This is a genomic window from Actinomycetospora sp. NBRC 106378, from assembly GCF_030269685.1.
Classification (GTDB): Bacteria; Actinomycetota; Actinomycetes; order Mycobacteriales; family Pseudonocardiaceae; genus Actinomycetospora.
Genome location: NZ_BSTT01000009.1, coordinates 184,207 through 210,885, shown reverse-complemented (window position 1 = coordinate 210,885; position 26,679 = coordinate 184,207). Strand labels below are relative to the sequence as shown.

The following is a 26,679-nucleotide window of genomic DNA, read 5'->3' as shown; positions in this document are numbered from 1 at the left end:
CGGGCGCCTCAGAGCCCGAACGCGAGCAGCGCGCCCGCCTGCGCGGGCACCGGGGTGGTGGTCGTCGTCGTGACCGGGGGCGCCGGCGGCTCCGCGCCCGTCGAGCCCGAGGGACCGGTCGGACCCGTCGGTGCCGAGGTGGTGACCGGCGGCACCGTGGTCGGCGGCACCGTGGTCGGCGGCGCGGTGGTCGTCGGCGTGCCCGGCATCGTCGTGCCGGGGACGGTGGTCGGCGGGACGGTGGTCGGCGGGACGGTGGTCGGCGGGACGGTCGTCGGGGGCTCGGTGGTGGTCGGCGGCGCCGTGGTCGGGCCGGTCGGGCCGGTCGGACCGGTCGGGCCGGTGGGCCCGGTCGGCGGCACCACGGGCGGTCCGGGCGGGGTGGTCGGGCCCGTCGTCGACTCCCCGGTGCTCGGCGGCGCGGGATCGACCGGCGAGGTGGAGGACTCGGCCGTGCGCGTCCGGTCGCCGGCGTCGGGATCGGAGCCGGACGAGCCCCCGGAGTCGCCGGAGTCGGCGGAGTCGCCGATCGAGGCCGGCAGCGCGGGGGCGAGGGCGGGGAACCCGGGGACGCCCGCGGGCATCAGGGAGCCGGTGCCCACCTCGGCCTGCGGGATCGAGCGCACCACGTGCGACTCCCCCGCCCAGATGACGAGGCCCGAGGCCAGCGCCAACGTCGCCGTCGCGGCGGCGAGCACCCCCGCGCGCCGGGCCCGCTGCCCGGGGACGACGGCGAAGGGCGTCACGCCGGACGTCCCGTGGGCGCGCACGGCCGGGCCGACCGCGACCGGGGTCCCGACGGTCGGGCCGGTGTCCCCGGGCAGCGACGGGCTCTCGGGCCAGGAGGCGACCACCGGCACCAGCCGGGCGGCGACCGCGTCGTCGGTGACCGGGGTGTCGTCGCGCCCGAGCCGCACCAGGCGCTCGGAGAGGGCCGCGGCGGACGGCGGCACCTCGGTGTCGGCGTCGTGCAGGAGGCCCAGCAGCCCGGCCGCCCCGGGGTCGTCGGCACCGTCGCCGTGCGCGGCCACGTCGGAGAGCGTGCGGGCGAGGGCCCGGACGTCGGCGGCCCGGCGCGCCGCGGCGTCATCCACCTCGGTGACGACGGGCAACGGCCCGGACAGCGAGGCCGTGAGACCGACCAACCAGGCCTCGGCCCCGGCGCGGTTGACCAGGATGCTGGACGGGCCGATCGCGCCGTGCTCCACGTGGTGGGCGTGGGCGTGCGCCAGGGCCGAGGCGAGCTGGGCGCCCATGCGGGCGAGGTCGGCGGCCGGCACCGGCCCGTCGCGCAGCACGAGCGGCAGGGGCTCCCCGGCCACGCTCTCCAGGACCAGCGTGCTCTCGGTGTCCGGCGCGAGGCCGTCGACGTCGTAGACCTCGAGCAGGTGCGGGTGGTGCAGGCGGGCGAGGTGGCGGACCTGCTCGATGCGCTCGGACAGCGCGTCGCCCGTGGCGGGCGGCAGCGTCACGAGGCGGACCTCGCGCCCGAGGATCTCGTCGACCCCCCGCACGGCGGCGTCGGCGGCGCCGCCGACGAACGCCTCGGTGGGGGCGTCGGCGTCGTCGACCGCGTCCACACGCTCGGTGTCGGCCTGCACACCCACGGTGTCGGAGTCGAGGCTGTCGTCACCGCGACGGGTCGATTCGGTCGTCCGGACCGTGTCCTCGGCGGTCACGACGCTCCCCCTAGCTCACGGCGTGCAGCACTGGTGCCAACCAGCTCACTCGGCCGGGTGACCGTATCGCCCCGGGTGGGTGGTGGTCGACACCGTTCGTCGACTCTAGGGGCGCGACGAGGATCTCGGCGCGAGCGCCGTCATCGGGCGTCATGACGCTCGTCTCATGACGAAGGCCGGAGAGCGACTCGCTCTCCGGCCTCGTCGTGGGGGTGGAGGTGCCGGGAATCGAACCCGGGTCCTCCGAACACCTGTCAGGACTTCTCCGTGCGCAGTCTGCTCCGTCTCTGCTCGGGTCCACCGGATGCGCAGACACACCGGTGTGACGACCCCAGTCGCTGTTCGATGTCCCACCGGGCCCCGCGACCGGGCCCGGAGGTGGAGTCCCCTAGCTGATGCCGGCGACCGGGTCGGGAACGAACCCGGGCCGACAGAGTCCAACCTCGCTACTTAGGCAGCGAGCTGGAACTCGCGCTGAGTACTGTTCTCGGCGCTTATTTCTTTGCGACGGGTGGTTATCGAGATCATCGTCGCCTTCCTCGGCACGCTTCCCCTGATCAACCGCTCGGAGTCGAAACCAGTCACCCCCTTCTCCCACCGGCAGGGACAGTGTTGTCCGGTGAGACTGCCCATCATAACGTCCGCGCGTCGGTGGATCATCCGTGCCCGACCAGCGCGGCGGGTGCGTCGTACAGCACGCTGCGCAGGAACGGCTCCCCGAGGCGGTCGTCGGCCGCCGCCCAGCCGCGGATCGCCTCCAGCTGGCGCCAGTAGGCGTAGGGGATGTTGGGGAAATCGGTCCCCAGGACCACGCGGCCGGCGCCCGAGAGGTCGGCGAGCCGTGCCGCCCAGTCGCGCGGCAGCGGCGCGAAGTCCTCCGTGAACGGCGTCCCCACCATCGTCGTGTCGAGGCGGACCGCCGGGTGCCGCTCGACCAGCGCCAATGCGGCGTCGTAGTCCGGCAGGCCCGCGTGGGCGAGCACCAGTGGCAGGCGCGGGTGCCGGTCCATCACCTCGCCGATGATCTCGATGCCCGTGTGCCGCCCGGGGATCGGGCCGTCGCCGCAGTGCGCGATCACCGGGACGCCGGCCTCCGCCAGCAGCCCCCAGGCCGGGTCCAGCAGCTCGTCGCGCGGGTCGTAACCGCCGACCTGCACGTGGGCCTTGACCAGCCGCGCCCCGCGCTCCACCGCGTCCCCGAGATAGGTCGTCACCGACTCCTCGGGGAACAGCGTGGCGGTGGGCACCGCCTCCGGGACCTCCGCCGCCCAGTCGAGGGCCCAGCCGGTCAGCCACGCCGCCATGTCGGGCTTGTGCGGGTAGGCGAGCGGGGCGAACGCCTCCACCCCGAACGAACGCAACCGGGCGAGCCGCTCGGACTCGGGCAGGCGGTAGTGGATCGGCCAGTCGTAGCCGTAGTGCTCGACGGCGTCGTCGAAGTAGGCCCAGACCTTCTGCAGCATCCGGTCGGGCAGGAAGTGCACGTGCACGTCCACCAGCCCCGACCTGCCGTCGGGACCCAGTTCCAGCGAGCGGACCCACGGCGCGACGTCGTCGTCCGAGACCAACGGGGCCTCGAGCGCCGGCGTCACCACCCCTTGATCCGGCGACCGACGATCCGCTCCGCCTCGCGCTTGGCGTCGCGCTCGGCCATGGCCTGGCGCTTGTCGTGCGACGCCCTGCCCTTGACCAGCGCGAGCTCGACCTTGCACAGGCCGCCGGAGAAGTAGACCGACAGCGGTACGAGGGTCATGCCGCCCTCGCGGGTCTTGCCGATGAGCCGCTCGATCTCCGCGCGGTGAAGCAGCAGCTTGCGGTGCCGACGGGGCTCGTGGTTGGTCCAGGAGCCGTAGTCGTACTCCTGGATGTGCAGGCCACGCAGCCACACCTCGCCGTCGGTGACGGTGGCGAACGCGTCCGCGAGCGAGACGCGGCCGGCGCGCAGGCTCTTCACCTCGGTGCCCTGCAGGGCGATGCCGGCCTCGTAGACGTCGATGATCGAGTAGTCGTGCCGGGCCTTGCGGTTGGTGGCGACGACCTTGCGTCGCTCCTCGGGCCGGTTGGAGCTGGCCTTCTTCTGGGCCTTCTCCTTGGAGCGGCCCGAGTCCGTGGGGACGGCCGTCTTGGCCACGAGGGCCTCCTGTCCTTCAGCTCCGTACGTACAGCCGAAGCGTGACATACCCGGTCGCCGCCGCGATGACGGCGCCGATCACGATCAGCAAGGGTGCAACGAACAGGAGCACGTCGCTCATTCCGACCGCGGGGATCGCGTTGGAGATCAACCGCCCGGAGAGCAGCCGGTCGATGAAGAAGAGCTTGCCGAGCACGAGCCCGCCGGTCGCGAGGACCGCCCCGACCACGCCGGTGATCACCGCCTCGATGAGGAACGGCACCTGGGTGTACCAGCGGGTGGCGCCGACCAGCCGCATGATCCCCACCTCCGTGCGGCGGGTAAACGCCGAGACCTGGATGGTGTTGGAGATCAGCAGCAGCGCCGCGAGGGCCTGCACCGACGCGAGCCCGAAGGCGCCGTTGCGCACGCTGCCGAGGAAGGTGAACAGGTCCTCCACGAGTCGACGCTGGTCCACCACGTTCCGGACGCCGGGTCGGTCGGAGTACTCACCCACGAGGGCGTCCCCGCGGGTCGGGTCCTTCAGCGTGACCCGCAGCGTCGCCGGGAGCGACTGCGGCCGCACCAGCTGCAGGATCGACTGACCGGCGTAGATGCGCAGGAACCGCTGGAAGGCGGCGTCGCGGGACTCGTAGGTGACCCCTGCGACCAGCGGGTCGGCCTGCAGCTCCTGCCGCAGCCCCGCGCACGTCGGGCTGGTGCAGTCCGGGTCGCCCGCGCTGGTGGGCTCGTCGAGCGCGACCTGCACGGCGAGCTGGGAGTAGTAGAGGTCCTGGGTGCGGTCGATGGTGCGGACCGCGAGCAGGCCGGCCCCGAGCATGCCCAGCGAGATCGCCGTCGTCAGCATCATCGCGACCGACATGGTCACGTTGCGCCGCAGACCGGCGACCGCCTCCCGCCAGACGAAGCCGAGCCCGTTCACCGGCGCGCCCCGTAGACCCCGCGGGCGTCGTCGCGGGCCAGCCGGCCCAGGTGCAGCTCCACCACCCGACGGCGCATCGCGTCCACGATCTGCCGGTCGTGGGTGGCCATGACGATGGTGGTGCCCGCGCGGTTGATGCGGTCGAGCAGCAGCATGATGTCGTCGCTGGTCTCGGGGTCGAGGTTGCCGGTCGGCTCGTCGGCGAGCAGCACCAGCGGCCGGTTGGCCAGCGCCCGCGCGATCGCGACCCGCTGCGCCTCGCCACCGGAGAGCTCGGCGGGCATCCGGTCGGCCTTCCCGGTGAGGTTGACCAGCTCGAGCATCTCCGGCACGACGGTGCGGATGGTGTGCTCGGACTTGCCGGTCACCTCGAGGGCGAACGCCACGTTGTCGGCGACGCTGCGGTTGGGCAGCAGCCGGAAGTCCTGGAACACGCAGCCCATCCGCTGACGCAGCTTGGGCACCTTGCGGTTGGGCAGCCGCGCGACGTTCCAGTTGGCGACGTAGACGCTCCCGCGGGTGGGGGTCTCCTCGCGCAGCAGCAGGCGCAGCAGCGTCGACTTCCCGGAACCGGAGGGCCCGATGAGGAAGACGAACTCACCCGGCTCGACGTCCATCGACACGTCGTCGAGCGCCGGCCGCGCGGACGTCGGGTAGATCTTCGAGACGTTCTCGAGCCGGAGCACGAGGCGCGATGCTACGCGGGCGGTGTCGATCTTCCCGGACGGGCGAACGCCCCCACGGACCCGCTACGCAGCGGCCCCGGTCTGCTTGCGCCACCGGATCCCGGCGTCGAGGAAGTCGTCGATGAACCCGTCGAGTACCTGGGAGGTCTGCGACGTCTCCTGGTTGGTCCGCAGGTCCTTGACCATCTGGTACGGGTGCAGCACGTAGGAGCGCATCTGGTTGCCCCACGACGAGCCGGAGTCCTTGAGCGAGTCCAGCAGGGCCCGCTCCTCGGCCCGGCGGCGCTCGAGCAGCTTCGCCGCGAGCACCGTCATGGCGGTCGCCTTGTTCTGCAGCTGCGAGCGCTCGTTCTGACAGCTCACGACGATGCCGGTGGGCATGTGGGTCAGCCGCACCGCGGAGTCGGTGGTGTTGACGCCCTGCCCGCCGGGGCCCGAGGAGCGGTAGACGTCGACGCGGAGGTCCTTCTCGTCGATCTCCACGTGGTCGGTCGACTCGACGACGGGCGCGACCTCGACGCCGGCGAAGCTCGTCTGACGCCGCCCCTGGTTGTCGAACGGCGAGATGCGCACGAGCCGGTGGGTGCCCTGCTCGACCGACAGCGTCCCGTAGGCGTAGGGCGCGCTGACCTTGAAGGTGGCGGACTTGATGCCCGCCTCCTCGGAGTAGGAGGTGTCGTAGACGTCGGTCGGGTAGCCGTGGCGCTCGGCCCACCGCAGGTACATCCGCATCAGCATCTCGGCGAAGTCGGCGGCGTCCACCCCACCCGCCTCCGCGCGCACCGTGACCAGCGCGTCGCGCTCGTCGTACTCGCCGTTGAGCAGCGTGCGCACCTCGAAAGCGCTGATGTCGGTCTGCAGCGACGCCCGCTCGGCGTCGGCCTCGGTGACGAGGTCGGCGGCGTCGGACCCCGACTCCTCGTCGGCCATCTCGTAGAGCGTCGACAGGTCGTCCAGGCGCGAGCGCAGCGACTCCGCCTTGCGCAGGTCGGCCTGCTTGTGGGTGAACTCGCTGGTCAGCTTCTGCGCGGTCTCGACGTCGTCCCAGAGGTCCGGGGCCGCGACCTGCGTCTCCAGCTCGGCGACCTGCCGCCGCAGACCGTCCAGGTCCATCGCCGCCTCCACCGAATCGAGGCTGGCGGCGAGGTCCTTGAGCTGGGTCGCGGTCGAGTCGTCCACGGGTCCAGGGTAATCCCGCGTTCACGGGGCCTTCCGGACGGCGGGTGCGGTGCACCCGCCGTCGGGAACGCATGCCCTCAGTGGTGGGCGCGCAGGTGGTCGCCGAGCACGTCCCGGCCGAACTCCTGGCCGGGCACCCGCCACACGCTGTGCGCGTGGTTGACGCCGCGCTGGGTGTTGTCCCACTCGGCGAGCAGGCCCGGGCCCTCGAGGCGGTAGTAGTGCGGGTCGCCGCGCTCGAGGCCGCCCGCCCAGGCGAAGTGCACGCCGTCGAGGTCGAGCCGCTCGTACTCCCGCTCCACCAGCCCGGGCGGCATGCGGTCGAGGTACACCCCGACGACCGCCCGGAGCAGCTCGTGCTGCCCGGGCGAGAGGTCCTTCGCCGCGATCCCCTTCGGCTGCGCGGACAGCTCGGTGGCGGCACGGTCGGCGTCGGTGACGCCGAGCTGGGCCTCGAGGCCGTCGTGCATCGACCAGAGCCGGTCCTCGAGGGCCTGGTCGTCGAAGTGGCCGCGCCAGAGGTCGGGCAGCGGGATCAGCCGGTCGCCGGGGCCGGTGTGCGTCCGGTTGGCGCCGATGATGTCCGCCGGGGCCGTCGGCGTCAGGATGGCCTGCTCGCGCTGTCCGGGGTCGAGCGCGTGCAGCAGGGCCCGCCCGGTGTCCTCGATCCCGCCCAGCGGACGCAGCTCCTGCCCACCGAGCAGCGGGGAGACCATCGGGTCGGCGCCGAGGAAGCACGGGGAGCCCGCGACGGCCTCGCCGTCGACCACCAGGTGGTTGACCGACACGTGGTGCCCGCCGAAGCGCCATCCCCACGGGGCGTCGCCGGTGGGGTCGCCGAACACGCGCAGGTAGTACATCCCCGGGTCGCGGCCGCGGTCGCGGCCGAACCCGGTGGCGAACCCCTCGGTGCGGTCGAGGACGTTCTCCAGGCCCATGATCGTCGTCGCGGTGACGTACGCGGGCTCCGAGAGCCCCGTGGCGAGCAGCTTCATCGCCGCCCGCTGCTGGTGGGGCAGCTGCTCGTGCACCGTCAGCCCGCCGTGGTCGGTCGGCGTGTAGTACCAGTTCAGCCGCTCGGCCTCGGCGGCCTTCGAACCGGGCCAGTCCCAGACGCCCTGCGCCGACTGCTCGTCGTCGAGGGTCTCCTGCCAGGCCGCCGCCGCCTCGGCCATGGCCGAGGCGACGGACGCGGGGGTCGCCGTCACGCGATCCGCTTCAGGCGCTGGATGACCAGACCCTCGGAGCCGTTCACGAGCAGGTCGTCGAGCTTGCCGGCGAAGTCGACCAGGTGCGGCGCGGCGAGGTGGGCGTCGAGCTTCTCGCCCGAGGTCCAGTTCTCGTAGAAGAAGAAGGTCGCCGGGTCGTCCTCGGCCACGTGCAGGTCGTAGTTGACGTTGCCGTCCTCGGCGAGCGTGGTCGGGATCAGCGCCTCGAGCCCCTGGCGGAGCTCGTCCTCCTTGCCCGGCTTCGCCGTCATACGGGCGACGACCGTCAGCAGGCTGCGGTCGTCCTGGGTCGGAGTGCTGGCCACGGGGTTCTCCTTCGTCGGTGAGGGGGTGACGCCGGTCATGCCATCACCCCACTACCCCGCGCGCAGCCCCACCTATCCGTTGGGTGGGGCTCCGCCCCTGGTGAGCACTTATCCGTGCCAGGACACGGAGAAGTGCTCACCTGACGGAGTCACATCGTCAGCGCCGCCAGCGCCTCGCGGTGCTCCGCGGCGGAGCCGAACAGCGGGGCCCGACGGCGGGCGCGCTTGTAGAAGAAGTGCGCCTCGTGCTCCCAGGTGAACCCGATCCCGCCGAAGAACTGGATCATCGCGCCGGTCGCGTTCCACGCCGCGTCGGAGGCCTTCGAGCCGGCCACGGCCACCGCGATCGCGGCCCCGTCGTCGTCGGTGTCCACCGCGTGCGCGGCGAACAGCACCGCGTGCTCGGCCATGGTGACCGCGACGTGCAGGTCGGCCAGGGCGTGCTTGAGCGCCTGGAACGACCCGACGGGGACGCCGAACTGGTTGCGGTCGCGGTCGTAGGCCACGGTGCGGGTCAAGGCCTCGCGGGCCACGCCCACGAGGTCCGCGGCGTTGAGCACCGCACCCCGCGCGAGCAGGGCCCGCACGGCGGCCGCGTCGCCGTTCGGCAGCGCCTCGGCCGGCGTGTCGGCGAACTCCACCGCGCCCACGCGGGCGGTGCCGTCGTAGGTGTGCTGGTCGCGGACGGTCAGCCCGGAGGCGCCCGCCTCGACGAGGTACAGCCCCGGGGTGCCGGACGCGTCCGTGGCCGCCACGACGATCAGCCCGGCGACGGCGGGGTAGTCGACCGGGGAGGCCGACCCGTTGAGCCGGCCGTCGTTCGCGTCGACGGTGATACCCGAGCCGTCCCAGGCACCCCCCTCGCCGCGCAGCGCGACGGTGCCGACCGTCTCGCCCGCCGCGAGGGCCGGGAGCCACCGGGACTGCTGCTCGGCCGACCCGGCGATCCGGACGGCCTCGGCGGCCAGCACGGTCGCGAGCCACGGTCCGGGTGCGACGCCGGCGCCGAGCGCGCGGGCGACCACCTGGGCGTCGACGAGCCCGAGCCCGAGCCCGTCGTGCTCCTCGGGGACGAGGACGGCGAGCGTCCCCTGGTCCGCGAGCCCCTTCCAGAGGGTCACCGGGTGGCCGTCACCCTCCGGGTCCTCGACGACGCCGCGGACGGCCTCGAGGTCGAAGCGGTCGGCGAGGAACTCGGTCACCGTCGAGGCGAAGGCCTGCTGCTCGTCGGTCAGTGCGAAGAACACGTGCCTCTCCTCTACCGCGGCAGGCCGAGCACGCGCTCGGCGACGATGTTGCGCTGGACCTGCGACGAGCCGCCCCAGATCGTGACCGACCGGGACCAGTGGTCCTGCGCGTGGAACGGGGACAGGTCGACGTCGGGGCGCGGCGCCGACAGCGTCGCCTCCGGGCCGAGCACGTGCTCGAAGGCCTCCCAGAGGTCCTGGAACGCCTCGGACCACTGCAGCTTGGTCATCGAGGACTCCGAACCGAGGTCCTTGCCCTGCTCGACCTGGGTGAGGATGTGCATCGCGTGGTAGCGCAGGCACTCCAGCTCCACCAGGCAGCGGGCGAGCTCCTGGCGGGCCACCGGGTCGTCCGCCCGGCCGAAGCGCTTCGCCTCGGCGACGATCTCGTCGTACTGGCGGCGGAACTCGGTGTACTGCCCGACGCCCGAGGCGCCGCGCTCGAAGGAGAGCAGCAGCATCGCGGTGCGCCAGCCCTGGCCGATCTCGCCCAGGCAGTCCTTGGCGGGGACACGGGCGTCGGTGAAGAACACCTCGCCGAACTCGCTCGCCCCGCTCATCTGCTTGAGCGGGCGGGCCTCGACGCCGGGCTGGTTCATGTCGATCAGCAGCATCGACAGGCCCTTGTGCTTCTCCGAGCCGGCCTCGGTGCGCACGATGGTGAAGATCTTGTCGCCGTGCATGGCGTTGGTGGTCCAGATCTTCTGGCCGTTGACGACGTACTCGTCGCCGTCGAGCACACCGCGCGTCGCCACCGCCGCGAGGTCGGACCCGGCGCCGGGCTCGGAGAAGCCCTGGCACCAGATGACCTCGTTGCGCAGCATCGGGCCGATGATCTCGGCCTTCTGCTCGTCGGTACCGATCGCCATGATCGTCGGGGCGAGGAAGGTCAGGCCCAGGACGTTGACGGTCTGCGGGGCGTGGGCCCGCACCGTCTCCTCGTCGTAGATGGCCTTCATGGCGGGGGTGCCGCCCCGGCCGCCGTACTCGACGGGCCACTGGATGCCCGAGAAGCCGGCGGCGGTCTTGCGCGCCTCCCACTCCCGGCGCTTCTCGAACGACTCCTCGTCGGACAGCGTCGCCCAGTAGCCCGGAACGGTCCACTCGGTGGGGATGTTCTCGGCCAGCCAGGTGCGCAGCTCCTGTCGGAACTGCTCCTCCTCGGCCGTGTAGGTCAGGTCCACGGCCCGCACTCTCGCAGGTCCCGCAGCGGGGCGCACTACCGCCGGGTAGCGACCGCGAGCGACCGTCAACAGCGGAGGATGCCCTGCTGCTCCTTGAACGTGAGCACCCGCCGGACCGCGTCCTGCGCACGCTGCGCGAACGCCGGCTCGCGGGCCGCCGCGGTGATCGCGTCGAGCATCGGGGCGAGGTCACCCGGCCGGATGGTGAGCACGAGATCGCCGCCCGCGGCGAGGAACCTCGTCGCCCGCGCACCGACGGCGGTGTCGGCGAGCGCGGCCGCCGCCCCGACGTCGTCGGTCATGATCACGCCCTGGAACCCCAGCTGTCCGCGGAGCAGGTCGTTCATCACCCGCGAGGAGAAGAGCGCCTGGTTCCCGGGGTCGATGCGGCTGTAGCGCGCCGACGACATCATCACCAACGGCGCCCCCGCGCGGATCCCCGCCGCGAACGACTGCAGCGTCGGCGAGTCCGTCGTCGTGGTCGAGTCGACCACTCCCCCGGCGAAGTCGGTGTTCTGCCGGACCTCGCCGAGTCCCGGGAAGTGCTTCAGCGTCGGGGCGACGTCGGCGTCGCGCATGCCGGCGACGAAGGCCCGCACGCCCGCCGAGGCGGTCGCGGCGTCGTCGCCGTACTGCCGGTCGTACCGGCCCACCGGCGCGTTCTGCGTGCCCAACGACGGGTCGACGACGTCCGCGACCGGAGCCAGGTTCACGGTGACGCCCACGTCGCGCAGGGCCTGGCCCCAGCCCTTCGCGTCCGCCCGCAGGCCGTTCGGGTCGCGACCCTGCGCCAGCGCCGAGGGCATCGTCGGGAAGCCGGGGCCCTCCAGCTCCTGGACCTGACCGCCCTCTTGGTCGGCCGAGACGAGCAGGGGGACCTCGGCACCACCCGTGGCCTGGGCACTGGTGACCACCTTCGTCACCGCGTCGGCGCTCGCCGACCCGCCGTCGGTGAGGATGATCCCGCCGGGCTCGAGCCCCAGGGCGGTCCGCGCGGCGCTGCTGACGCCACCGGCCGGGACCCCGATGACGACGAGCTGGGCGTAGCGCTGCCGCTCGCTCAGGCGGTCGTAGGTCGCCGTGGCGCAGGAGACGGGGGCCGCCGTGGTGGTGGGCGCGGCCGCGGCGCTCGACCCGGTGGGAAGGGGCGGCGCGGCCGGGGCCTGCGCGGCGCCGCAGCCCGTCAGCAGGGCGAGGGCGGAGAAGGAGGCGACCAGACCGGAACGGGACATCGCGGGTCAGGGTAGGGATCGGGCGGGTCGGGCTCCGCGTGGGTGCCGGGAAGGGACACGGGTGGGCAACGGCGTGGTCGATGGGACACGATGCCTTCATGGGCACCACGCGGCGGGCCGTCACGCTCCACGGGCACCGGATGTCGTACCTGGAGGCGTGCCCGACGGCGTCCGCCGACGAGCCGGAGGTGCTGGTGCTGCTCCACGGCGTCGCCGGGAGCTCCTCCACCTGGCAGCCGGTGATCGACCGGCTGGAGCAGGAGGGCTGTCCGCACCTCGTGATCGCGCCCGACCTGCTCGGGCACGGTGAGTCCGCGGGCCCCAGCGGCGACTTCTCGATGGGCGCCTACGCGAACGGCCTGCGGGACCTGCTCGCGGCGCTCGGGCACAAGCGCGTGACGGTGGTCGGGCACTCGCTCGGGGGCGGGGTCGCGATGCAGTTCGCCTACCAGTTCCCGGAGATGTGCTCGCGGCTGGTGCTCGTGTCCTCGGGCGGGCTCGGACGCGGAGTCAGCCCGACGCTGCGGCTGGCTGCGCTGCCCGGCGCCGGCGTGGTGCTGCCGCTGCTGGCCCGTACCGGCCTGCTGGGGCTGGGGGTGAGCGCGCTGCGGGCCGCGGCCGCCCTGCCGCTGCCGCCCGCGGAGAAGGTGTCGCTGGTCGAGTACTCCCGCCACGTCGGATCGCTGACCGAGCGCGCCCACGCCGACGCCTTCGTCGACACCATCCGCGGCGTCATCGGCCCGTCCGGCCAGCGGGTCAGCGGCACCGACCGGCTCTACCTGACCGAGGGCCTCCCGACCATGGTGGTCTGGGGCCGCCGCGACCCGATCATCCCGGTGGGGCACGCCTACCGGGCGTCGGCGCTCATGCCCGGATCCCGGCTCGAGGTGTTCGACGGGTCGGGGCACTTCCCGCACTGCGACGAGCCGGAGCGCTTCGTCGACCTGCTGACCGGGTTCTGCGCGACCACGGAGCCCGGGGAGATGTCGGCCGCGGTGATCGGCGCCAAGCTGGTGGGGTGAGGGGTCAGACGTTGCGGCACTGGTAGGCCAGCGCCGGCGGCACGTTGCGCCAGACGATCGGCGTGACCTCGACGACGTCGAAGCTCTCCTGGAGCAGGTCGCGGAACCGCCGCTGCGTCGGGAGGTTCATCACGTGCGCGTAGGCGAAGGTGGTGAACACGCCGCCCGGCACCAGCACGCGGTTGACCTGCTCCATGATCCCGCGCTGCGCCTCGCGGCTGAACAGCGTCCAGGGCAGCCCGCTGACGATCGTGTCGACGGCGGTGATCCCCACGTCGGCCAGCAGCTTCTGCAGGTTCTTCGCGTCGCCCTCGATGACCTCGAGCCACGGCAGGTTGCGTCGCAGCAGGGAGACCATGCTGCGGTCGAGCTCGACGGCGACGTGCCGCGACTCCGGCGGGACCCGGCGGCGCAGGGCCTCGGAGACGACGCCCGTGCCGGGTCCGAGCTCGACGACCGTCGACGCCGTGTCCGCCGGCGCCACGGACGCGAGGAGGTCGGACAGCGCGCGACCGCTGGGGGCGACCGCGCCGATCACCCCCGGGCTCCGCACGGCGGAGGACACGAAGGTCAGCAGGTCACGAGCAGCCGTCACGCCAGGCAGCGTGGCAGGTCGTCCGCCGGGCGACCACCGGAAGTCGTCTCATCTCACCGTGGGTCGACCACGCGCATCACGATGTAGACCACGAGGAGCAGGATCATCATCGAGAGGTCCAGGCTGATGTTCCCGATGCGCACGGCCGGGATGAGCCGCTTGAGCAGGTTCACCGGCGGGTCGGTCACCCGGTACATCAGCTCGAGGCTCACAGCCGTGCCCCCGGCCGGCCGCCACTCGCGCGCGAAGCCCCGTACCACCTCGACGACCAGGCGCCCGATGATGAACAGGTAGAACACGAACAGGACGTAGTAGACGACCAGCAGGATCGTGTCCGTCGGGCTCGACATGCCCCCAGTGTCCCCTGTTCCGCGTGAAGGCCAGGATCCCGGGTCATGATCCTCCACATCTGCCCCCGCCCCGACTGGGAGGCCGCCGGGACGGCGCTGGAGCCGCCGTCGCTGGCGAGCGAGGGCTTCGTGCACTGCTCCGATCCGGGCACGGTCGCCCTGCCCGCCACGCGCCTCTACCGGGGCCGGGAGGACCTCCTCCTGCTCGAGGTCGACCCGGGCCGCTGCGGGGCGCCCGTGCGCTGGGAGCCGGGGGTGAGCGACGGCCGGGTGGAGACGTCGGGCCCGTGGTTCCCGCACGTGTACGGCCCGCTCCCGGTCGCCGCCGTCGTGGGCGTGCACCCGTTCCCGCCCGAGGCGGACGGGACCTTCCGGCTGCCGGCCTCGCTGGCCTCGCTCGGGGAGGGCTGAGGGTCACGACGGCGGGTCGCGACGGCGGGTCACCTGTCGCGGCCTCCCGCACCACCCCGCACGCCTTGTCGCAGTGATTCACAACGACAGGACGGGCCCGGGTCGGTGGGCACCCACGACAGGAGGGCAGCCCCGGGAACGAGCTGGCCGCCCCGACCCGGCGGCCACCTGTCGCGGCCTCCCGCACCACCCCGCGCACCTTGTCGCAGTGATTCACAACGACAAGACGGGCCCGGGTCGGTGGGCACCCACGACACGAGGGCAGCCCCGGGAACGAGCTGGCCACCCCGACCCGGCGGCCACCTGTCGCGGCCTCCCGCACCACCCCGCACACCTTGTCGCAGTGATTCACAACGACAAGACGGGCCCGGGTCGGTGGGCACCCACGACACGAGGGCGGCCCGGGAACGACGAAGGGCCCCTCACCGGAGTGAGGGGCCCTTCGTGGTGGTAGCGGGGACAGGATTCGAACCTGTGACCTCTGGGTTATGAGCCCAGCGAGCTACCGAGCTGCTCCACCCCGCGCCGTCGCCGTGCTTTCCGGCGATGACAGGAACACTACCGGGCGGTGAACCGATGGCTCGCAGGGGGGTGGGGGCACGACCCGCCGTCGGGAACCCCGAGAACCACACCAGGCAGGCCCCACGGCCCCCGGACCTGCACCACGTGCATCTCGCCGAGCAAGGCGGCACGACCCGCCGTCGGGCCGGAACGACGAAAGGCCCCTCACCGGAGTGAGGGGCCCTTCGTGCGAGTAGCGGGGACAGGATTCGAACCTGTGACCTCTGGGTTATGAGCCCAGCGAGCTACCGAGCTGCTCCACCCCGCGTCGTGTCACCAACAGTACGCGACGCGGGGTGGAGTGGATCAGCCGGGGGTGCCCCCGGTCGCGGCCCGGTACTGGTTGATCGCGTTCGCCAGGTCCTGCTGGGCCTGACCGATCCCGGCGAAGTCGCCCTGCTGCTGGGCGGTCCGCAGCCGGTCCAGCGCCGAGTTCATGGCGGTGACCGCGGAGGTGACCGCCGCCGAGTTGCCGGCCGCCGGCGCTCCCCCGGTCGTCGGGGTCTGGCCGGTCGTGGGCGTCTGACCCGTCGTCGGGGTCTGCCCCGTCGTGGGCTGCTGCGTCTGCCCGGTGCTGCCCGGCGTCGAGGTCGCCGTGCCCGCCGAGCCGAACACCTGGGTCAGGGCCTCCGGGAGGGTCGGTGCGTAGCCGATCCGCCCGCCGAAGCTGACGAGCACGCGGGACAGCTGCGGGAACGAGGACTCCTGGTTGGACCGCTCGATGTAGACCGGCTCGACGTAGAGCAGACCGCCCGCCACCGGCAGCGTCAGCAGGTTGCCGTAGAGCACCTGGGTGCCCTGCTGACGCAGCAGGTTCAGCTCGCTGGAGACCTGCGGCGACGACAGGAACTGCGTCTGCACCTGCTGCGGACCGCGGGTCTGCGTGTCCGCCGGCAGCTGCAGCAGCGTCATCTGCCCGTAGGTGCCCGGGTCGGAGCTCACCGACAGGTATGCCGAGAGGAACTCACGGCGCAGGCTGACCAGCGCGGTCGTCAGCTGGAACTGCGGCACGTTGGACGTGCCGCGCCGGGGGTCGTCCGCGAGCAGGTAGTACGGCGGCTGCGGGTCGCCCGCGGCGGCCGCCGCGTCGCTCGTCGGGTCGGACGGGACGTCCCAGAACGACACCGTCGAGTAGAACTCGCCGGGGTCGGACACGTGGTAGCGGGTCAGCAGGTCGCGCTGGACCTTGAAGATGCCCTCCGGGTACCGGTAGTGCGCCCGCAGCGCCGGCGGCACCTCCGCGGCCGGCTTGACGACGCCCGGGAACGCCTTCTCCCAGGTCTGCAGCACCGGGTCGGTCGGGTCGTTCTCGTAGAGGTCGACCTGCCCGGTGTAGGCGTCGACCGTCGCCTTCACGGAGTTCCGCATGTAGCCGGCGGTCTCCTGGCGCAGCGTCGCGTTGTTCACCGAGTCACGGGTCGCGTCCCCGAGGCCCACCTGCTGGGCGTACGGGTAGCGCGGCAGCGTCGTGTAGCCGTCGACGATGTACTTGATCGACCCGTCGACCACCGCCGGGTAGACGTCGTTGTCGAGCTCCAGCCACGGCGCGACCTTCTGCACCCGGGTCAGCGGGTCGCGGTTGTACATGATCCGGGAGTCGTCGCCGATGGACGAGTTGAACAGGATGTTCCGCTCGAACCCGTAGTAGGCGAAGAACGCGAGCCGGCTCAGCGGGTTGCCGAGCGACACGCCGCCGGGGCCGTCGTAGGTGAACTGGCGCGAGTCGGTGTCGTACTCGCGCGGCGGGGTACCGGGCGGGGCGCCGACGATCGCGTAGTCGTCCGGCTGGTTGACCAGCTCGCCGAAGTAGATGCGGGGCTGCTGGAGGCCGAACGGGCCCGGGTTGTCGACGTCGGACACCTGGAACTGCGGGTAGCCGCCCTGCCCGCCGTTGGAGTCCAGCGGGGCGTTGACGGTGTTCGCCGGCGCGGCGACGAAGCCGTTGCCGTGGGTGTAGACGAGGTGGCGGTTGATCCAGTCCTGCTGGTTGCCGGCGAGGTTGTCCGGCGCGATCTCGCGGGCCGCGACCACGTAGTCCTGGGTCTGGTTGTTGACCGTGTACCGGTCGACGTCGAGCGTGGCCGGGAAGCCGTAGAAGTTACGACGCTGCTCGAGCTGGGTGAACGTGCGCGAGAGCCGGTTCGGGTCGAGCAGACGGATGTTCGGCACCGTCGCGGTGTCGGTCGAGATGGCCTGCTGGACGGCCGCCGCGCTCTGGTCGGTGGTCCCGGCGTAGGGCTCCCGGTTGACCGTCTGGTCGGTGATGTTGAAGGCCTGCCGCGTCGCCTCGATGTTGCGTTGGATCGAGAGCGCCTCGCGCTGGTTCGCGTTCGGACGGACCGAGAACTGCTCCAGCACGGCGGGCCACGCGGCCCCGACGAGGACGCTCGAGAGCACCAGCAGGGCCAGGGCGATCGCCGGGATCTGCAGGTTGCGCAGGAACACCGCCGCGAAGAACGCGGCCGCGCAGATCACCGCGATGACCAGCAGGATCAGCTTGGCGGGCATCGCCGCGTTCAGGTCGGTGTAGCTCGCGCCGTAGAAGTTGGCGCCGCCGATCGAGGCCTTGCGGTCGGAGAACAGCAGCTCGTAGCGGTCGAAGAAGTAGCCGACCGCCTTGAGCAGGACGAAGACGCCCACGAGGACCGCGAGGTGCGCGCGGGCCGCCGTGGCCAGCGAGCCGTTACGGCCCGCGAGCCGGATGCCGCCGAAGATGTAGTGCGCCACGAGAGCCGCGACGAAGCTGACGCCGACCCCGACGAACAGCCACGAGAGCACCGCGCGCCAGAACGGCAGCGCGAAGACGTAGAAACCGATGTCGTGGCCGAAGACCGGGTCGGCGATGCCGAACGGGGTCTGGTTGAGGAACAGCTGCGTGGTCTGCCAGTCGTTCTGCGCGGAGAGCGCGGCGATGACGGCGACCAGCACCGGGATGCCGATGGCGAACAGCCGCAGGTGCGAGAGCACGACGGTGCGGTAGCGGGCGACCGGGTCCTCCGGCCCCGCGACCGGCACGAACACCGGCCGGGTGCGGTAGGCGATGTAGAGGTTGAGCGCGATCAGGCCGCCCATGAACACCGCGGCGACGACGCTCTGGACGACGCGGGTGGCGAGCACGGTGGTGAAGACGTTGCGGTAGCCGACCTCGCCGAACCAGGCGAGATCGACGTAGACGTCGACGAGCCGGGCCAGACCGACGAGGACCACGAGCACGACCGCGCCCAGGACGAGCAGTGATTTCGTACGCCGGGAGAGCTGCGGGTTCCCGGTCGCCGGCCGGTTGGCCACGGGCGGTCACACTCCAGAATTTCGATGACGGGCTCGGAGCGACAACTCTATTGAGCCCGTGTGGGTTCCCTGTGGACGAGTTCGTCCGGTTTCATCAGCAGGTCGGCGGTGTCCGGTCGGCCGCGAGGGCCTGGACGGCGGCCACACCCTCGCGCAGGTCGGACACGCGCGCCAGGGTGAGCCCGGCGGGGGCCGAGCGCACCGCCTCCGCGCAGTTGCCCGCGGGCACGAGGAACGCCGTCGCACCGTCGTCGCGGGCGGCGTCCATCTTGAAGCGGATTCCCCCGATCGGGCCGACCCGTCCGGAGGCGTCGATGGTGCCGGTGCCCGCGATGTCCTTGCCGCCGGTGAGGTCGCCGGGCGTCAGCTTGTCGACGATCGCCGTGGCGAAGATCAGGCCCGCGGACGGTCCACCGACGTCGGCGAGCCCGATCCGGATCGTGGCGGGCGCGTCGACCACGGCCGCCGCGGTGATGCCGAGGTAGCCCTTCGTCGCGTCGCCCGGGCGGGGCGCGGTGGTGACGGTGACGTCGCTGGTCACCCCGCCCCGCACCACCGTCAGGACCAGCGGCGAACCCGGCCGGGCGGCGCCGACCGCGTCGACCACGTCCTGCGGGCTGGTCACCGGGCGGCCGCCGATGGCGCTGATGCGGTCGCCCTGGCGCAGCAGCCCCACCGACGGACCGGGCGTGGTCACGTCTCCGACCTGCACCGCGCTCGGGTAGCCGAGGTAGCGCAGCGCGGCGTTCTGGGCGTCGTCCTCGGACTGCGTGAACTGCCGCGTGTTCTCGGCGTCGACCTGCTGGCTGGACTGGCCCGACGGGTAGACCTGCTCGCGCGGCACCACCTCGTGGGAGCCGCTGATCCACATCGCGATCGCCCCGAAGAGCGTCACCTGGCTGGTGACCGCGACCGTGGTCATCCGCAGCTGACCCGTCGTCGGGAAGGTGGGGACGGCGCCCGAGACGTCGATGATGGTGCGGCCGTCCTGCGCGCCGAGGACGTCGAAGGTGGGGCCGTCGCCGAGGGCGACGAACGGGACCCGCACCGTCGCCCCGGTCAGTCCCAGGACCGCGGCGAGCACGAGGCCCAGGGCCAGGGTCGCGCGCAACCGGGTCACGGGCCGCGAGGGTAGTGATCGACCGTGTGGGGCGCGGATACGGGCTCTCCCCTGATAGTTCGCTGTGGGCGTGCGGTGCGGTCCGTGAGACGGGTCCCGGGGCAGGTCGGGCCGCGTACCGTGGTCGCCATGAGTGACCTGCCCTTCGGATTCGGCCCGTCCGACCCCGACGACGAGAACCGGCGGGGCTCCTCGGGGTCCGGGTCCGGCTCGGGTTCCGGCGGCGGCCCGGGCGGCTTCGGCTTCGGCCCGGGGGGCAACCCGTTCGGCGCCCTGGGCGGGGCGGGCGGCCCCGGCGGCGGCTTCGACATGAACCAGCTCGGGCAGATGCTCACGCAGCTCGGCCAGATGCTCTCGGCCTCGGGCGGCCCGGGCGGCGGGAACGGCCCGGTGAACTACAAGCTGGCGGCGCAGATGGCGCACCAGCAGATCACCGTGAAGGGCGCACCCTCCGCCGAGCAGAAGAACGCGATCGTCGAGTCGGTGCGGCTCGCCGAGCTCTGGCTCGACGACGCCACCACGCTGCCCTCCGGCGCCTCGACGGTCACCGCGTGGTCCCCCGACGACTGGGTGGACGCGACGATCCCCACCTGGCAGCGGCTGTGCGACCCGGTGGCGCAGCGCGTGGCCGGGGCCTGGGTCGAGGGCCTGCCCGCCGAGGCGCGCGAGATGGCCGGGCCGATGCTCGGGATGATCTCCCAGGTCGGCGGCATGGCGTTCGGCTCGCAGCTCGGCTCGGCGCTCGGCCAGCTCGCCGGCGAGGTGCTCACCTCCTCCGACGTCGGCCTCCCGCTCGGCCCCGAGGGCACGGCGGCACTGCTGCCCGACGCGATCGCCCGGTTCACCGAGGGCCTCGACCGACCCGCCGGCGAGGTGCTCGTCTTCCTCGCCGCCCGCGAGGCGGCGCACCACCGCCTGTTCGGGCACGTGCCGTGGCTGCGGCAGCGGCTGCTCGCCACGGTGGAGGAGTTCGCCCACGGCATCTCGATCGACACCTCGCGGATCGAGGAGCTCGCCCGCGACCTCGACCCCTCGAACCCCGCCGCGATCGAGCAGGCGATGTCCTCGGGGCTCTTCGAGCCGCAGACCACCGAGGCCCAGAAGGCCGCGCTCGCCCGGCTCGAGACGCTGCTCGCGCTCGTCGAGGGTTGGGTCGACCACGTCGTGGCCGCCGCGATCGGCGACCGCCTGCCCGGCGCGGACGCGCTGCGGGAGAGCATGCGCCGACGGCGCGCCTCGGGCGGCCCGGCCGAGCAGACCTTCGCCACGCTCGTCGGCCTGGAGCTGCGGCCCCGCCGGCTGCGCGACGCCGCCGAGCTGTGGCACCGGCTGGGCGAGGCCCGCGACGTCGACGGCCGGGACGCGGTGTGGGCGCACCCCGACCTGCTGCCGACCGCCGAGGACCTCGACGACCCGGCCGCGTTCGTCCGCGGCCGCTCGGAGATCGCCGGCGAGGCCGGGGAGGGCTCCTTCGCCGACCTCGACGACCCGATCGCCCGCCTGGAGGCGGAGATGAAGGCCGAGCGGGAGAAGGGCTCGTCCGAGAAGCCCGGGAAGCCCGAGGAGCCCGAGGGTCCCGACGACGGGTCGACGAGCTAGGCCTCGTCGGGTTCCGACCCGATGTCGAGCCCGGCACCGTCCGAGAGGCCCTCGAGGTAGCCGATCGCGCGCTCCGAGCGCGGGTAGCGGGCCTCGAGGGCCCGGAACGCCGGGCCGTGCCCGGGCTCGCGGAGGTGGACGAGCTCGTGTACCAGCACGTGGTCGAGCACCCAGCCCGGCACCTCACGGAGCCGCTCGCTCACGCGGATCGTGCCCTCGGTCGGGGTGCACGAGGCCCAGCGGGTGCGCATCGGCGGCACCCAGCGCACGCCGTCGGGCCGGGGCCAGCGGCCGTCGGGCCCCGCCGCGTCGAGGTGGTCGCGGGCGAGGGCGTCCGCCCGGGCGGCGAGCTCGGCGTCGCCCGCCGCGCGCCCGGGCCGACGGCGGGCCTCCGACCGCTGCATCTTCGCGATCATCTCGGCGACCCAGCGCTCCTCCTGCGCCCTGCTCGCGGACGCCGGGATGGACACGACGAGCGTGTCGCCCTCCTGCCGGGCGCCGATCGTGCGCTTCCGCCGGGCACTGCGCCGCACGACGACCTGGGGCTCCTCCACGGGGCCCACGGTAGGCGAGATGGATCCGGAGGCCCCCGGCGTGCGTCCGAGCAGGTGTGGACCCCTTCTCGCGCCCGTCCCGGCTCACGGTGGCCCCCCGGTGGCACGACACGACGACCGCGCGGTTCGGCGACCGGCCGGGCTGGCAGCTCGACGACGTCGACCCCCCGCTGCGGGCCCTGCTGACCTCGCTCGGCACCACGGCACCGAGCACCTCCCCGGTGGCCGATGCCGTGGCCCGCGGCGCCCGCCCCGAGGACGTCGCCGCCGTGCTGGCCGACCTCGCCGGGGCGGGGCTGCTGCGCCCGGACCCCGACGAGCGCCCCCGCGCGGCGTACGTCCGTGTGCACGGGGCGGGCCGGCTCGGTGTCGCGATCGCGACGGTGCTCGCGGGGGCCGGGGTCGGCCGCGTCGCCGTCCGGGCCACCGGGACGGTGGGCCCTGACGACCTCGGCACCGGCCTGGAACCCGGTGACGTCGGTCACCCGGCCGTCCTGGCGGTGGCGTCTGCCGTGGCCCGCGCCGACCCCGCCGTCGCGGTCTCCGAACCGTCGCGCCGCCGCCCGGATCTCGTGGTCCTCACGGGGGCGGCGCTGGCCGACCCGGGGGTGACCGGTCCGCTCCACGCCCGCCACCAGCCCCACCTCGCGGCCTGCGCGGCGGACCCGGTCGGCGTCGTCGGCCCGCTGGTCCTGCCGGGGCGGACGTCGTGTCTGCGCTGCGCGCGGCGCCACCGGGCGGACCGGGCCGCCCCCGGGGACCTGGCCGCCGTCGGGGTCTCGGTCGCCGCCGCGACGACGGTGGCGGGGCTCGTCGCCGGCCAGGTCCTCGCGTTCCTGCAGGGTCGGTGCGGCCTGCTCGGGGCCGCGGACGAGATCGACGCGACGGCCGGCTCGATGGTCCGTCGTCCGCGTCCGGTCCATCCCGCCTGCCCGTGCGGCGGCGCACCTCCGCGCGCCCCCGGCGTCGGGGCGGGGGAGAATCGGGGGCGTGTCCGATGACATCCCGCGCCGCACGGTCCAACGCTCCGCGCGCCTGGCGTCGCTGCCGCTCGGGTTCGCCTCGCGCACGGCGGCGGGCTGGGGTCGCCGACTCGCGGGTGGCGACGCCGGCGAGATCTCCGCCGACGTGGCCCGCAAGGGCGCCGAACAGCTCTTCGCCGTGCTCGGCGAGCTCAAGGGCGGCGCGATGAAGTTCGGGCAGGCGCTGTCGGTGTTCGAGGCCGCGGTGCCCCCCGAGCTCGCGGAGCCCTACCGCGAGGCGCTGACCCGCCTGCAGACCGCCGCTCCCCCGATGCCGACCGCGCGCACCCACCGCGTGCTGGCCGAGCAGTTCGGCCGCGGGTGGCGCGAGCGGTTCCAGGAGTTCGACGACACCCCTGCCGCCTCCGCGAGCATCGGCCAGGTGCACCGCGCGGTGTGGGGCGACGGGCGCGAGGTCGCGGTCAAGGTCCAGTACCCGGGCGCGGAGGAGGCCGTGATGGCCGACCTGCGTCAGCTGCAGCGCTTCGCGCGCGTCATCCAGCCGATGGTGCCCGGGATGGAGATCAAGCCGCTCCTGCAGGAACTGCGCGACCGGATGGCCGAGGAGCTCGACTACCGCGACGAGGCCGACGCCCAGCGCGCGTTCGCCGCCGCGTTCGAGGGCGACGAGCACGTGGTGGTGCCCCGGGTCGTCGCGTCCGCGCCGAAGGCGATGGTCTCGGAGTGGATCACCGGGACGCCGCTGTCGCAGATCATCCGCACCGGGGAGCCCGAGGAGCGCGACCGGGTCGGCTCCCTGCTGTCCACCTTCCACTTCTCGGCGCCCGCGCGGGTCGGGATGCTGCACGCGGACCCGCACCCCGGCAACTTCCAGGTGCTCCCCGACGGCCGCCTGTGTGTCATCGATTTCGGCGCCGTCGCCCGGCTGCCCGAAGGGCTGCCCCACGAGCTCGGCGAGATGCTCGCGCTCGCGGTGGAGGACCGGTCGGACGAGCTGCTGCAGCTGCTGCGCGACCTGAACTTCGTGCTGCCGGACACCGAGATGACCCCGGACCGCGCGATGGCCTACCTGGGCCCGCTGGTCGACCCGCTGCGCACCGAGAAGTTCCACTTCACCCGGGAGTGGATCCGTGGGCAGGCCGAGCGGCTCGGCGACCTGCGGCGCCCGGAGTTCGAGACCGGCCGCGGGCTCAACCTGCCGCCGCAGTACCTGCTCATCCACCGTGTGACGCTCGCGTCGGTGGCGGTCCTGTGCCAGCTCGACGCCGAGATCGGGCTGCGGTCGATCTTCCGGGACTGGCAGCCGGGGTTCGACGTCTAGGACCTCCGTCGAGGTCGCGAGGGCCACGCCAGGCCGGTCCGCGGGCGCGGGAACCTGCCCCATGTGCGTCTCGCGGGGGCGCGAGGGGAACCCTCGAGCGCTCCTGCGGCTCGAAGGTTCCCCTCACGCGGGGGCGGTGCCGGGGCGTCACGCCACGCCGGCGCCCGCCCGGGCGGCCGCGATCTCGGCGTCCCGCGCCAGGTCGGCCTTGGACGGCCGACCCCGCGGGCGCTTGCGCGCGATCACGGCTCCACGGTCGAGGATCTCGCCTCCCCACACCCCGGCGAACTCCCGCCGCTCGAGCGCGCCGGTCAGGCACGCGCGCCGGATCGGACAGGCGGCGCACAGCAGCTTGGCCTGCTCGAGCTCGGACGGGTGGTCGGAGAACCACAGGTCGTCGGGCTCCGTGCGGCAGGGCAGGGAGTCCGACACGGGTTGGTCGAGGACGGCGGGGACGGGATACATGGGTCGGACCTCCAACGGCGGGTGTTCGGGGTGGTCTCCCGGGCCGCGGAGGGCGTCGTCCTCGTGGGACGACGAAGGCCGCGAACCGAGTGGTCCGCGGCCTGGTGGGCGTGGTGGTCAGTCCTGGGGCTGACCACCGCTCGGGCGCGGACAGGACGGGACGAGATCGACGTGACGCTGCGGGGCGGGGGTGCCGCCCGGGCGGGAGCCGGAGGAACCCGACGTCGGGATCCCCCACTCGCCCACCGGGACGTCCGCGAACGCACGGGTGCGCGTGAGCGACGCACCGGTGGCCACGCGGTCCCACGCGCAGACGTGTGCCGTCGCAGCTGTTGCCGCGACGGCCGGTGAGACGGGCATGCCCGTGAGCAAGAGCTTCATCGGTGGCACACCCCCCTGATCTCGCCCCGGCACCACGCGCGCCGGAGTGCTGTCGAACCTAGGGGCCCTCCCGCGAGGGCCGCAATCGAATTAACCGGAGAAATCTCAGGAAGCGTGCTCGCGCACCATCGTCAGGACGTCCTCGCCGTAGCGTTCGAGCTTCGACGCCCCGATCCCCGGGATCGTGACCAGGCCCTTCGTGTCCTGCGGGCGCTGCTCGGCGAGCGCGACGAGCGTGGCGTCGGTGAACACCACGTAGGCCGGGACCGACCGCTGCTTGGCCTCGTTCGACCGCCACGTGCGCAGCGCGTCGAGCAGCTCGACGTCGACGTCGGACGGGTGCTCGGTGCAGCGGCCGATCTTCTGGGCGGCGGCGTCGCCGAGGGCCTTCCCGCAGATCCGGCACGACGCCCGGGCCGCCTTCGCCTTCGGCCCGCCGTCGACGCCGGACCCGGGCTTGCGCGCGGCGGGGTGGTCGTCGGGGACCAGGCCGTAGAGGAAGCGGCTCCGCCGTCGCGAGCGCCGCCCGCCGGACTGCCGGGCCAACGCCCAGGAGATGCGCAGGTGCACGCGCGCCCGGGTCACGCCGACGTAGAGCAGGCGCCGCTCCTCCTCCACCGCCTCGTCGTCGCCGTCGGCGTGCTGGATCGGCAGGGTGCCGTCGACGAGCCCGACGAGGAACACCGCATCCCACTCCAGGCCCTTCGCCGCGTGCAGGGACGCGAGCGTCACGCCCTGCACCGTCGGCGGGTGCTGGGCCTGCATCCGGGTGGACAGCTCGGCGAGGAAGGCGGCGTAGGTGGCCTCGGGGAGCGCCTCGACGAGGTCGGTGGCGAGCTCCGCGAGGGCCCGCAGCGACTCCCAGCGCTGCCGTTGGGCGCCGTCGGACGCGCTGCCGGCGGGCGGGGTGTCGGTGAGGCCCTGCTCCCCGAGCGCCGCCCGGACCGTGGTGACGACGTCGGCGCCGACGACGGCCTCGGGCCCGCCCTCGAGGCGGTTGCCGAGCGTGCGGAGCGCCGCGATCGCGTTCTTCACCTCGGTGCGCTGGAAGAACCGCTCGCCGCCACGGACCTGGTAGGCGATCCCGAGGTCGGAGAGGGCCTGCTCGTAGACCTCCGACTGGGCGTTGATCCGGAAGAGCACGGCGATCTCGGCGGCGGGCACCCCGTCGTCGATCAGCCCGCGGATCTGCTCCGCGACCGCGGTCGCCTCCGCGGGCTCGTCGTCGTGCTCGGCGAAGTCCGGCGTCGGGCCGGGCGGCCGCTGCCCCTCGAGGCGCAGCCGGCTGCCCGCGGCGCGCCCGCGGGCGGCGCCGATCACGGTGTTGGCGGCCGCCACCACCTGCGGGGTGGACCGGTAGTCGCGCACCAGCCGGACCACCTGGGCCTCGGGGTGCCGGCGGGGGAAGTCCAGCAGGTAGGACGGGCTCGCGCCGGCGAAGGAGTAGATCGTCTGGTTGGCGTCGCCGACGACGGTGAGGTCGTCCCGGCCGCCGAGCCAGGCGTCGAGCAGGCGGTGCTGCAGCGGGGTGACGTCCTGGAACTCGTCGACGACGAAGCAGCGGTACCGCTCCCGGAACTCGTCCGCGACCTCCGGGGTCTCCTCCAGCGCGCCCGCCGTGTGGATGAGCAGGTCCTCGAAGTCGAGCTGCTCCGCGCGGTTCTTCAGCTCCTCGTAGCCCGCGTAGACCGTCGCGACCTGGTCCGCGGGCGCGGGCGTGTCGCGCTGCACCTTCGCGACGGCCTCGACGTAGTGGTCCGGCGCCACCAGGCACGCCTTGGACCACTCGATCTCGCTCGCGAGGTCGCGCAGCGACTCCCGGTTCGTGGCGGCGCCGGCGCGCTGGGCGGCCTGCCCGACGAACCGCATCTTGTTGTCCAGCAGCGGCCACGCCTCGCCGCCGACGGACCGGGGCCAGAAGTAGCGGAGCTGGCGCAGCGCCGCGGCGTGGAACGTGCGGGCCTGCACCCCGCCGACGCCGAGGTCCCGCAGGCGGGTCCGCATCTCCCCCGCCGCGCGCGCGGTGAAGGTGACCGCGAGGACCTGGCCGGGCCGGACCTGCTCGGTGCGGGCGAGGTGGGCGATCCGGCGGGTGATGGTGCGGGTCTTGCCGGTGCCGGCCCCCGCGAGCACGCAGACCGGACCGCGCGGGGCGACGACCGCCGCGCGCTGCTCGGGATCCAGTCCGTGCTCGATCGCCTCGGTCGCACTCCGGTCCGCCGCCACGGGAGCCAT

The 26,679-nt window shown here is 73.4% G+C and carries 23 protein-coding genes, 2 tRNA genes and 1 other RNA gene; 5 read left to right on the top strand and 21 right to left on the bottom strand.

All coding sequences use genetic code 11. The features are described 5' to 3' along the window. Nucleotides 1–8 precede the first annotated feature (8 nt). The 12 genes from QSK00_RS20335 to QSK00_RS20280 form a co-directional block, all read right to left on the bottom strand. Nucleotides 9–1,679: a protein kinase family protein gene (locus QSK00_RS20335; RefSeq protein WP_285593467.1), complete on the bottom strand. Its 1,671-nt coding sequence runs from the start codon at nucleotides 1,677–1,679 to the stop codon at nucleotides 9–11. A 210-nt stretch (nucleotides 1,680–1,889) separates the two neighbouring features. Beyond that, nucleotides 1,890–2,268: a transfer-messenger RNA gene (ssrA, locus tag QSK00_RS20330) on the bottom strand. Between the two features lie 67 nt (nucleotides 2,269–2,335). Then, nucleotides 2,336–3,271 carry an amidohydrolase family protein gene (locus QSK00_RS20325; RefSeq protein WP_285593465.1) on the bottom strand — a complete coding sequence of 312 codons (936 nt, stop codon included), beginning with the start codon at nucleotides 3,269–3,271 and terminating at the stop codon, nucleotides 2,336–2,338. Further along, entirely contained in the window at nucleotides 3,268–3,810 is a 543-nt protein-coding gene (gene smpB, locus QSK00_RS20320; protein WP_285593463.1) for an SsrA-binding protein SmpB, read from the bottom strand. The genes QSK00_RS20325 and smpB overlap by 4 nt, the downstream gene beginning before the upstream one ends. Nucleotides 3,811–3,826: 16 nt before the next feature. Beyond that, nucleotides 3,827–4,732 (bottom strand): permease-like cell division protein FtsX, encoded by a 906-nt coding sequence (ftsX, locus tag QSK00_RS20315; RefSeq protein WP_285593461.1) that lies wholly within the window; start codon nucleotides 4,730–4,732, stop codon nucleotides 3,827–3,829. Next, complete coding sequence (gene ftsE, locus QSK00_RS20310) at nucleotides 4,729–5,418, bottom strand: cell division ATP-binding protein FtsE (protein ID WP_285593460.1); 690 nt, start codon at nucleotides 5,416–5,418, stop codon at nucleotides 4,729–4,731. The genes ftsX and ftsE overlap by 4 nt, the downstream gene beginning before the upstream one ends. Nucleotides 5,419–5,481: 63 nt before the next feature. After that, a complete protein-coding gene (prfB, locus tag QSK00_RS20305; RefSeq protein ID WP_285593455.1) occupies nucleotides 5,482–6,597 on the bottom strand; it encodes a peptide chain release factor 2 in 1,116 nt (371 codons plus the stop codon). Between the two features lie 77 nt (nucleotides 6,598–6,674). After that, nucleotides 6,675–7,805: a DUF3500 domain-containing protein gene (locus QSK00_RS20300; RefSeq protein ID WP_285593453.1), complete on the bottom strand. Its 1,131-nt coding sequence runs from the start codon at nucleotides 7,803–7,805 to the stop codon at nucleotides 6,675–6,677. Further along, on the bottom strand, nucleotides 7,802–8,131 hold the full coding sequence (locus QSK00_RS20295; protein ID WP_285593451.1) for a putative quinol monooxygenase: 330 nt from the start codon (nucleotides 8,129–8,131) through the stop codon (nucleotides 7,802–7,804). Before QSK00_RS20295 ends, QSK00_RS20300 begins: the two co-directional genes overlap by 4 nt. Nucleotides 8,132–8,280: 149 nt before the next feature. After that, on the bottom strand, nucleotides 8,281–9,378 hold the full coding sequence (locus QSK00_RS20290; protein WP_285593449.1) for an acyl-CoA dehydrogenase family protein: 1,098 nt from the start codon (nucleotides 9,376–9,378) through the stop codon (nucleotides 8,281–8,283). A gap of 11 nt (nucleotides 9,379–9,389) precedes the next feature. Continuing rightward, entirely contained in the window at nucleotides 9,390–10,562 is a 1,173-nt protein-coding gene (locus QSK00_RS20285; RefSeq protein ID WP_285593444.1) for an acyl-CoA dehydrogenase family protein, read from the bottom strand. A 65-nt stretch (nucleotides 10,563–10,627) separates the two neighbouring features. Then, nucleotides 10,628–11,794, bottom strand: a complete 1,167-nt coding sequence (locus QSK00_RS20280; protein WP_285593443.1) for a glycoside hydrolase family 3 N-terminal domain-containing protein — start codon at nucleotides 11,792–11,794, stop codon at nucleotides 10,628–10,630. Between the two features lie 98 nt (nucleotides 11,795–11,892). On the opposite strand from QSK00_RS20280, the gene QSK00_RS20275 reads away from it, so the two are divergent. After that, nucleotides 11,893–12,816, top strand: a complete 924-nt coding sequence (locus QSK00_RS20275; RefSeq protein WP_285593442.1) for an alpha/beta fold hydrolase — start codon at nucleotides 11,893–11,895, stop codon at nucleotides 12,814–12,816. A 4-nt stretch (nucleotides 12,817–12,820) separates the two neighbouring features. On the opposite strand, the gene QSK00_RS20270 is transcribed toward QSK00_RS20275, so the two are convergent. Both QSK00_RS20270 and QSK00_RS20265 read right to left on the bottom strand, forming a co-directional pair. Continuing rightward, a complete protein-coding gene (locus QSK00_RS20270; RefSeq protein WP_285593441.1) occupies nucleotides 12,821–13,411 on the bottom strand; it encodes a class I SAM-dependent methyltransferase in 591 nt (196 codons plus the stop codon). Between the two features lie 53 nt (nucleotides 13,412–13,464). Continuing rightward, nucleotides 13,465–13,761 carry a YggT family protein gene (locus tag QSK00_RS20265; RefSeq protein ID WP_018335123.1) on the bottom strand — a complete coding sequence of 99 codons (297 nt, stop codon included), beginning with the start codon at nucleotides 13,759–13,761 and terminating at the stop codon, nucleotides 13,465–13,467. Between the two features lie 45 nt (nucleotides 13,762–13,806). On the opposite strand from QSK00_RS20265, the gene QSK00_RS20260 reads away from it, so the two are divergent. Then, on the top strand, nucleotides 13,807–14,172 hold the full coding sequence (locus QSK00_RS20260) for a DUF952 domain-containing protein (RefSeq protein ID WP_285593437.1): 366 nt from the start codon (nucleotides 13,807–13,809) through the stop codon (nucleotides 14,170–14,172). Nucleotides 14,173–14,620: 448 nt separating this feature from the next. Here the strand turns inward: QSK00_RS20260 and QSK00_RS20255 are convergent. From QSK00_RS20255 to QSK00_RS20240, 4 genes are all read right to left on the bottom strand, one after another. Beyond that, nucleotides 14,621–14,697: transfer RNA gene (locus QSK00_RS20255), tRNA-Met, on the bottom strand. Between the two features lie 230 nt (nucleotides 14,698–14,927). Then, nucleotides 14,928–15,001, bottom strand: a tRNA-Met gene (locus QSK00_RS20250). 38 nt (nucleotides 15,002–15,039) lie between these two features. Next, nucleotides 15,040–18,021, bottom strand: coding sequence for a UPF0182 family membrane protein (locus QSK00_RS20245; protein WP_285593435.1), 2,982 nt, complete (start codon nucleotides 18,019–18,021; stop codon nucleotides 15,040–15,042). 94 nt (nucleotides 18,022–18,115) lie between these two features. Continuing rightward, nucleotides 18,116–19,141, bottom strand: coding sequence for a YlbL family protein (locus tag QSK00_RS20240; protein ID WP_285593433.1), 1,026 nt, complete (start codon nucleotides 19,139–19,141; stop codon nucleotides 18,116–18,118). Nucleotides 19,142–19,270: 129 nt separating this feature from the next. Here QSK00_RS20240 and QSK00_RS20235 point away from each other — a divergent pair, with 129 nt between their 5' ends. Continuing rightward, nucleotides 19,271–20,740: a zinc-dependent metalloprotease gene (locus tag QSK00_RS20235; protein ID WP_285593430.1), complete on the top strand. Its 1,470-nt coding sequence runs from the start codon at nucleotides 19,271–19,273 to the stop codon at nucleotides 20,738–20,740. Here the strand turns inward: QSK00_RS20235 and QSK00_RS20230 are convergent. Then, nucleotides 20,737–21,294, bottom strand: coding sequence for a M48 metallopeptidase family protein (locus QSK00_RS20230; RefSeq protein WP_285593428.1), 558 nt, complete (start codon nucleotides 21,292–21,294; stop codon nucleotides 20,737–20,739). The two genes, QSK00_RS20235 and QSK00_RS20230, sit on opposite strands and share 4 nt — an antisense overlap. Nucleotides 21,295–21,350: 56 nt before the next feature. Between QSK00_RS20230 and QSK00_RS20225 the strand changes: the two genes are divergently transcribed. Both QSK00_RS20225 and QSK00_RS20220 read left to right on the top strand, forming a co-directional pair. Continuing rightward, nucleotides 21,351–22,295, top strand: coding sequence for a ThiF family adenylyltransferase (locus QSK00_RS20225; protein ID WP_285593426.1), 945 nt, complete (start codon nucleotides 21,351–21,353; stop codon nucleotides 22,293–22,295). Beyond that, complete coding sequence (locus QSK00_RS20220; protein ID WP_285593424.1) at nucleotides 22,285–23,598, top strand: ABC1 kinase family protein; 1,314 nt, start codon at nucleotides 22,285–22,287, stop codon at nucleotides 23,596–23,598. The genes QSK00_RS20225 and QSK00_RS20220 overlap by 11 nt, the downstream gene beginning before the upstream one ends. Before the next feature lie 147 nt (nucleotides 23,599–23,745). Here the strand turns inward: QSK00_RS20220 and QSK00_RS20215 are convergent, their stop codons facing one another. Then, entirely contained in the window at nucleotides 23,746–24,063 is a 318-nt protein-coding gene (locus QSK00_RS20215) for a WhiB family transcriptional regulator (protein WP_285593422.1), read from the bottom strand. A gap of 486 nt (nucleotides 24,064–24,549) precedes the next feature. Further along, nucleotides 24,550–26,679 carry an ATP-dependent DNA helicase UvrD2 gene (locus tag QSK00_RS20210; RefSeq protein WP_285593419.1) on the bottom strand — a complete coding sequence of 710 codons (2,130 nt, stop codon included), beginning with the start codon at nucleotides 26,677–26,679 and terminating at the stop codon, nucleotides 24,550–24,552.

Bases quoted from the DNA above. Each gene is read 5' to 3' on its own strand.
- QSK00_RS20280 (WP_285593443.1), bottom strand. From the start codon at position 11,794: ATGTCCCGTTCCGGTCTGGTCGCCTCCTTCTCCGCCCTCGCCCTGCTG.
- QSK00_RS20275 (WP_285593442.1), top strand. From the start codon at position 11,893: ATGGGCACCACGCGGCGGGCCGTCACGCTCCACGGGCACCGGATGTCG.
- QSK00_RS20265 (WP_018335123.1), bottom strand. From the start codon at position 13,761: ATGTCGAGCCCGACGGACACGATCCTGCTGGTCGTCTACTACGTCCTG.
- QSK00_RS20260 (WP_285593437.1), top strand. From the start codon at position 13,807: ATGATCCTCCACATCTGCCCCCGCCCCGACTGGGAGGCCGCCGGGACG.
- QSK00_RS20235 (WP_285593430.1), top strand. From the start codon at position 19,271: ATGAGTGACCTGCCCTTCGGATTCGGCCCGTCCGACCCCGACGACGAG.
- QSK00_RS20215 (WP_285593422.1), bottom strand. From the start codon at position 24,063: ATGTATCCCGTCCCCGCCGTCCTCGACCAACCCGTGTCGGACTCCCTG.
- QSK00_RS20210 (WP_285593419.1), bottom strand. From the start codon at position 26,679: ATGGCTCCCGTGGCGGCGGACCGGAGTGCGACCGAGGCGATCGAGCAC.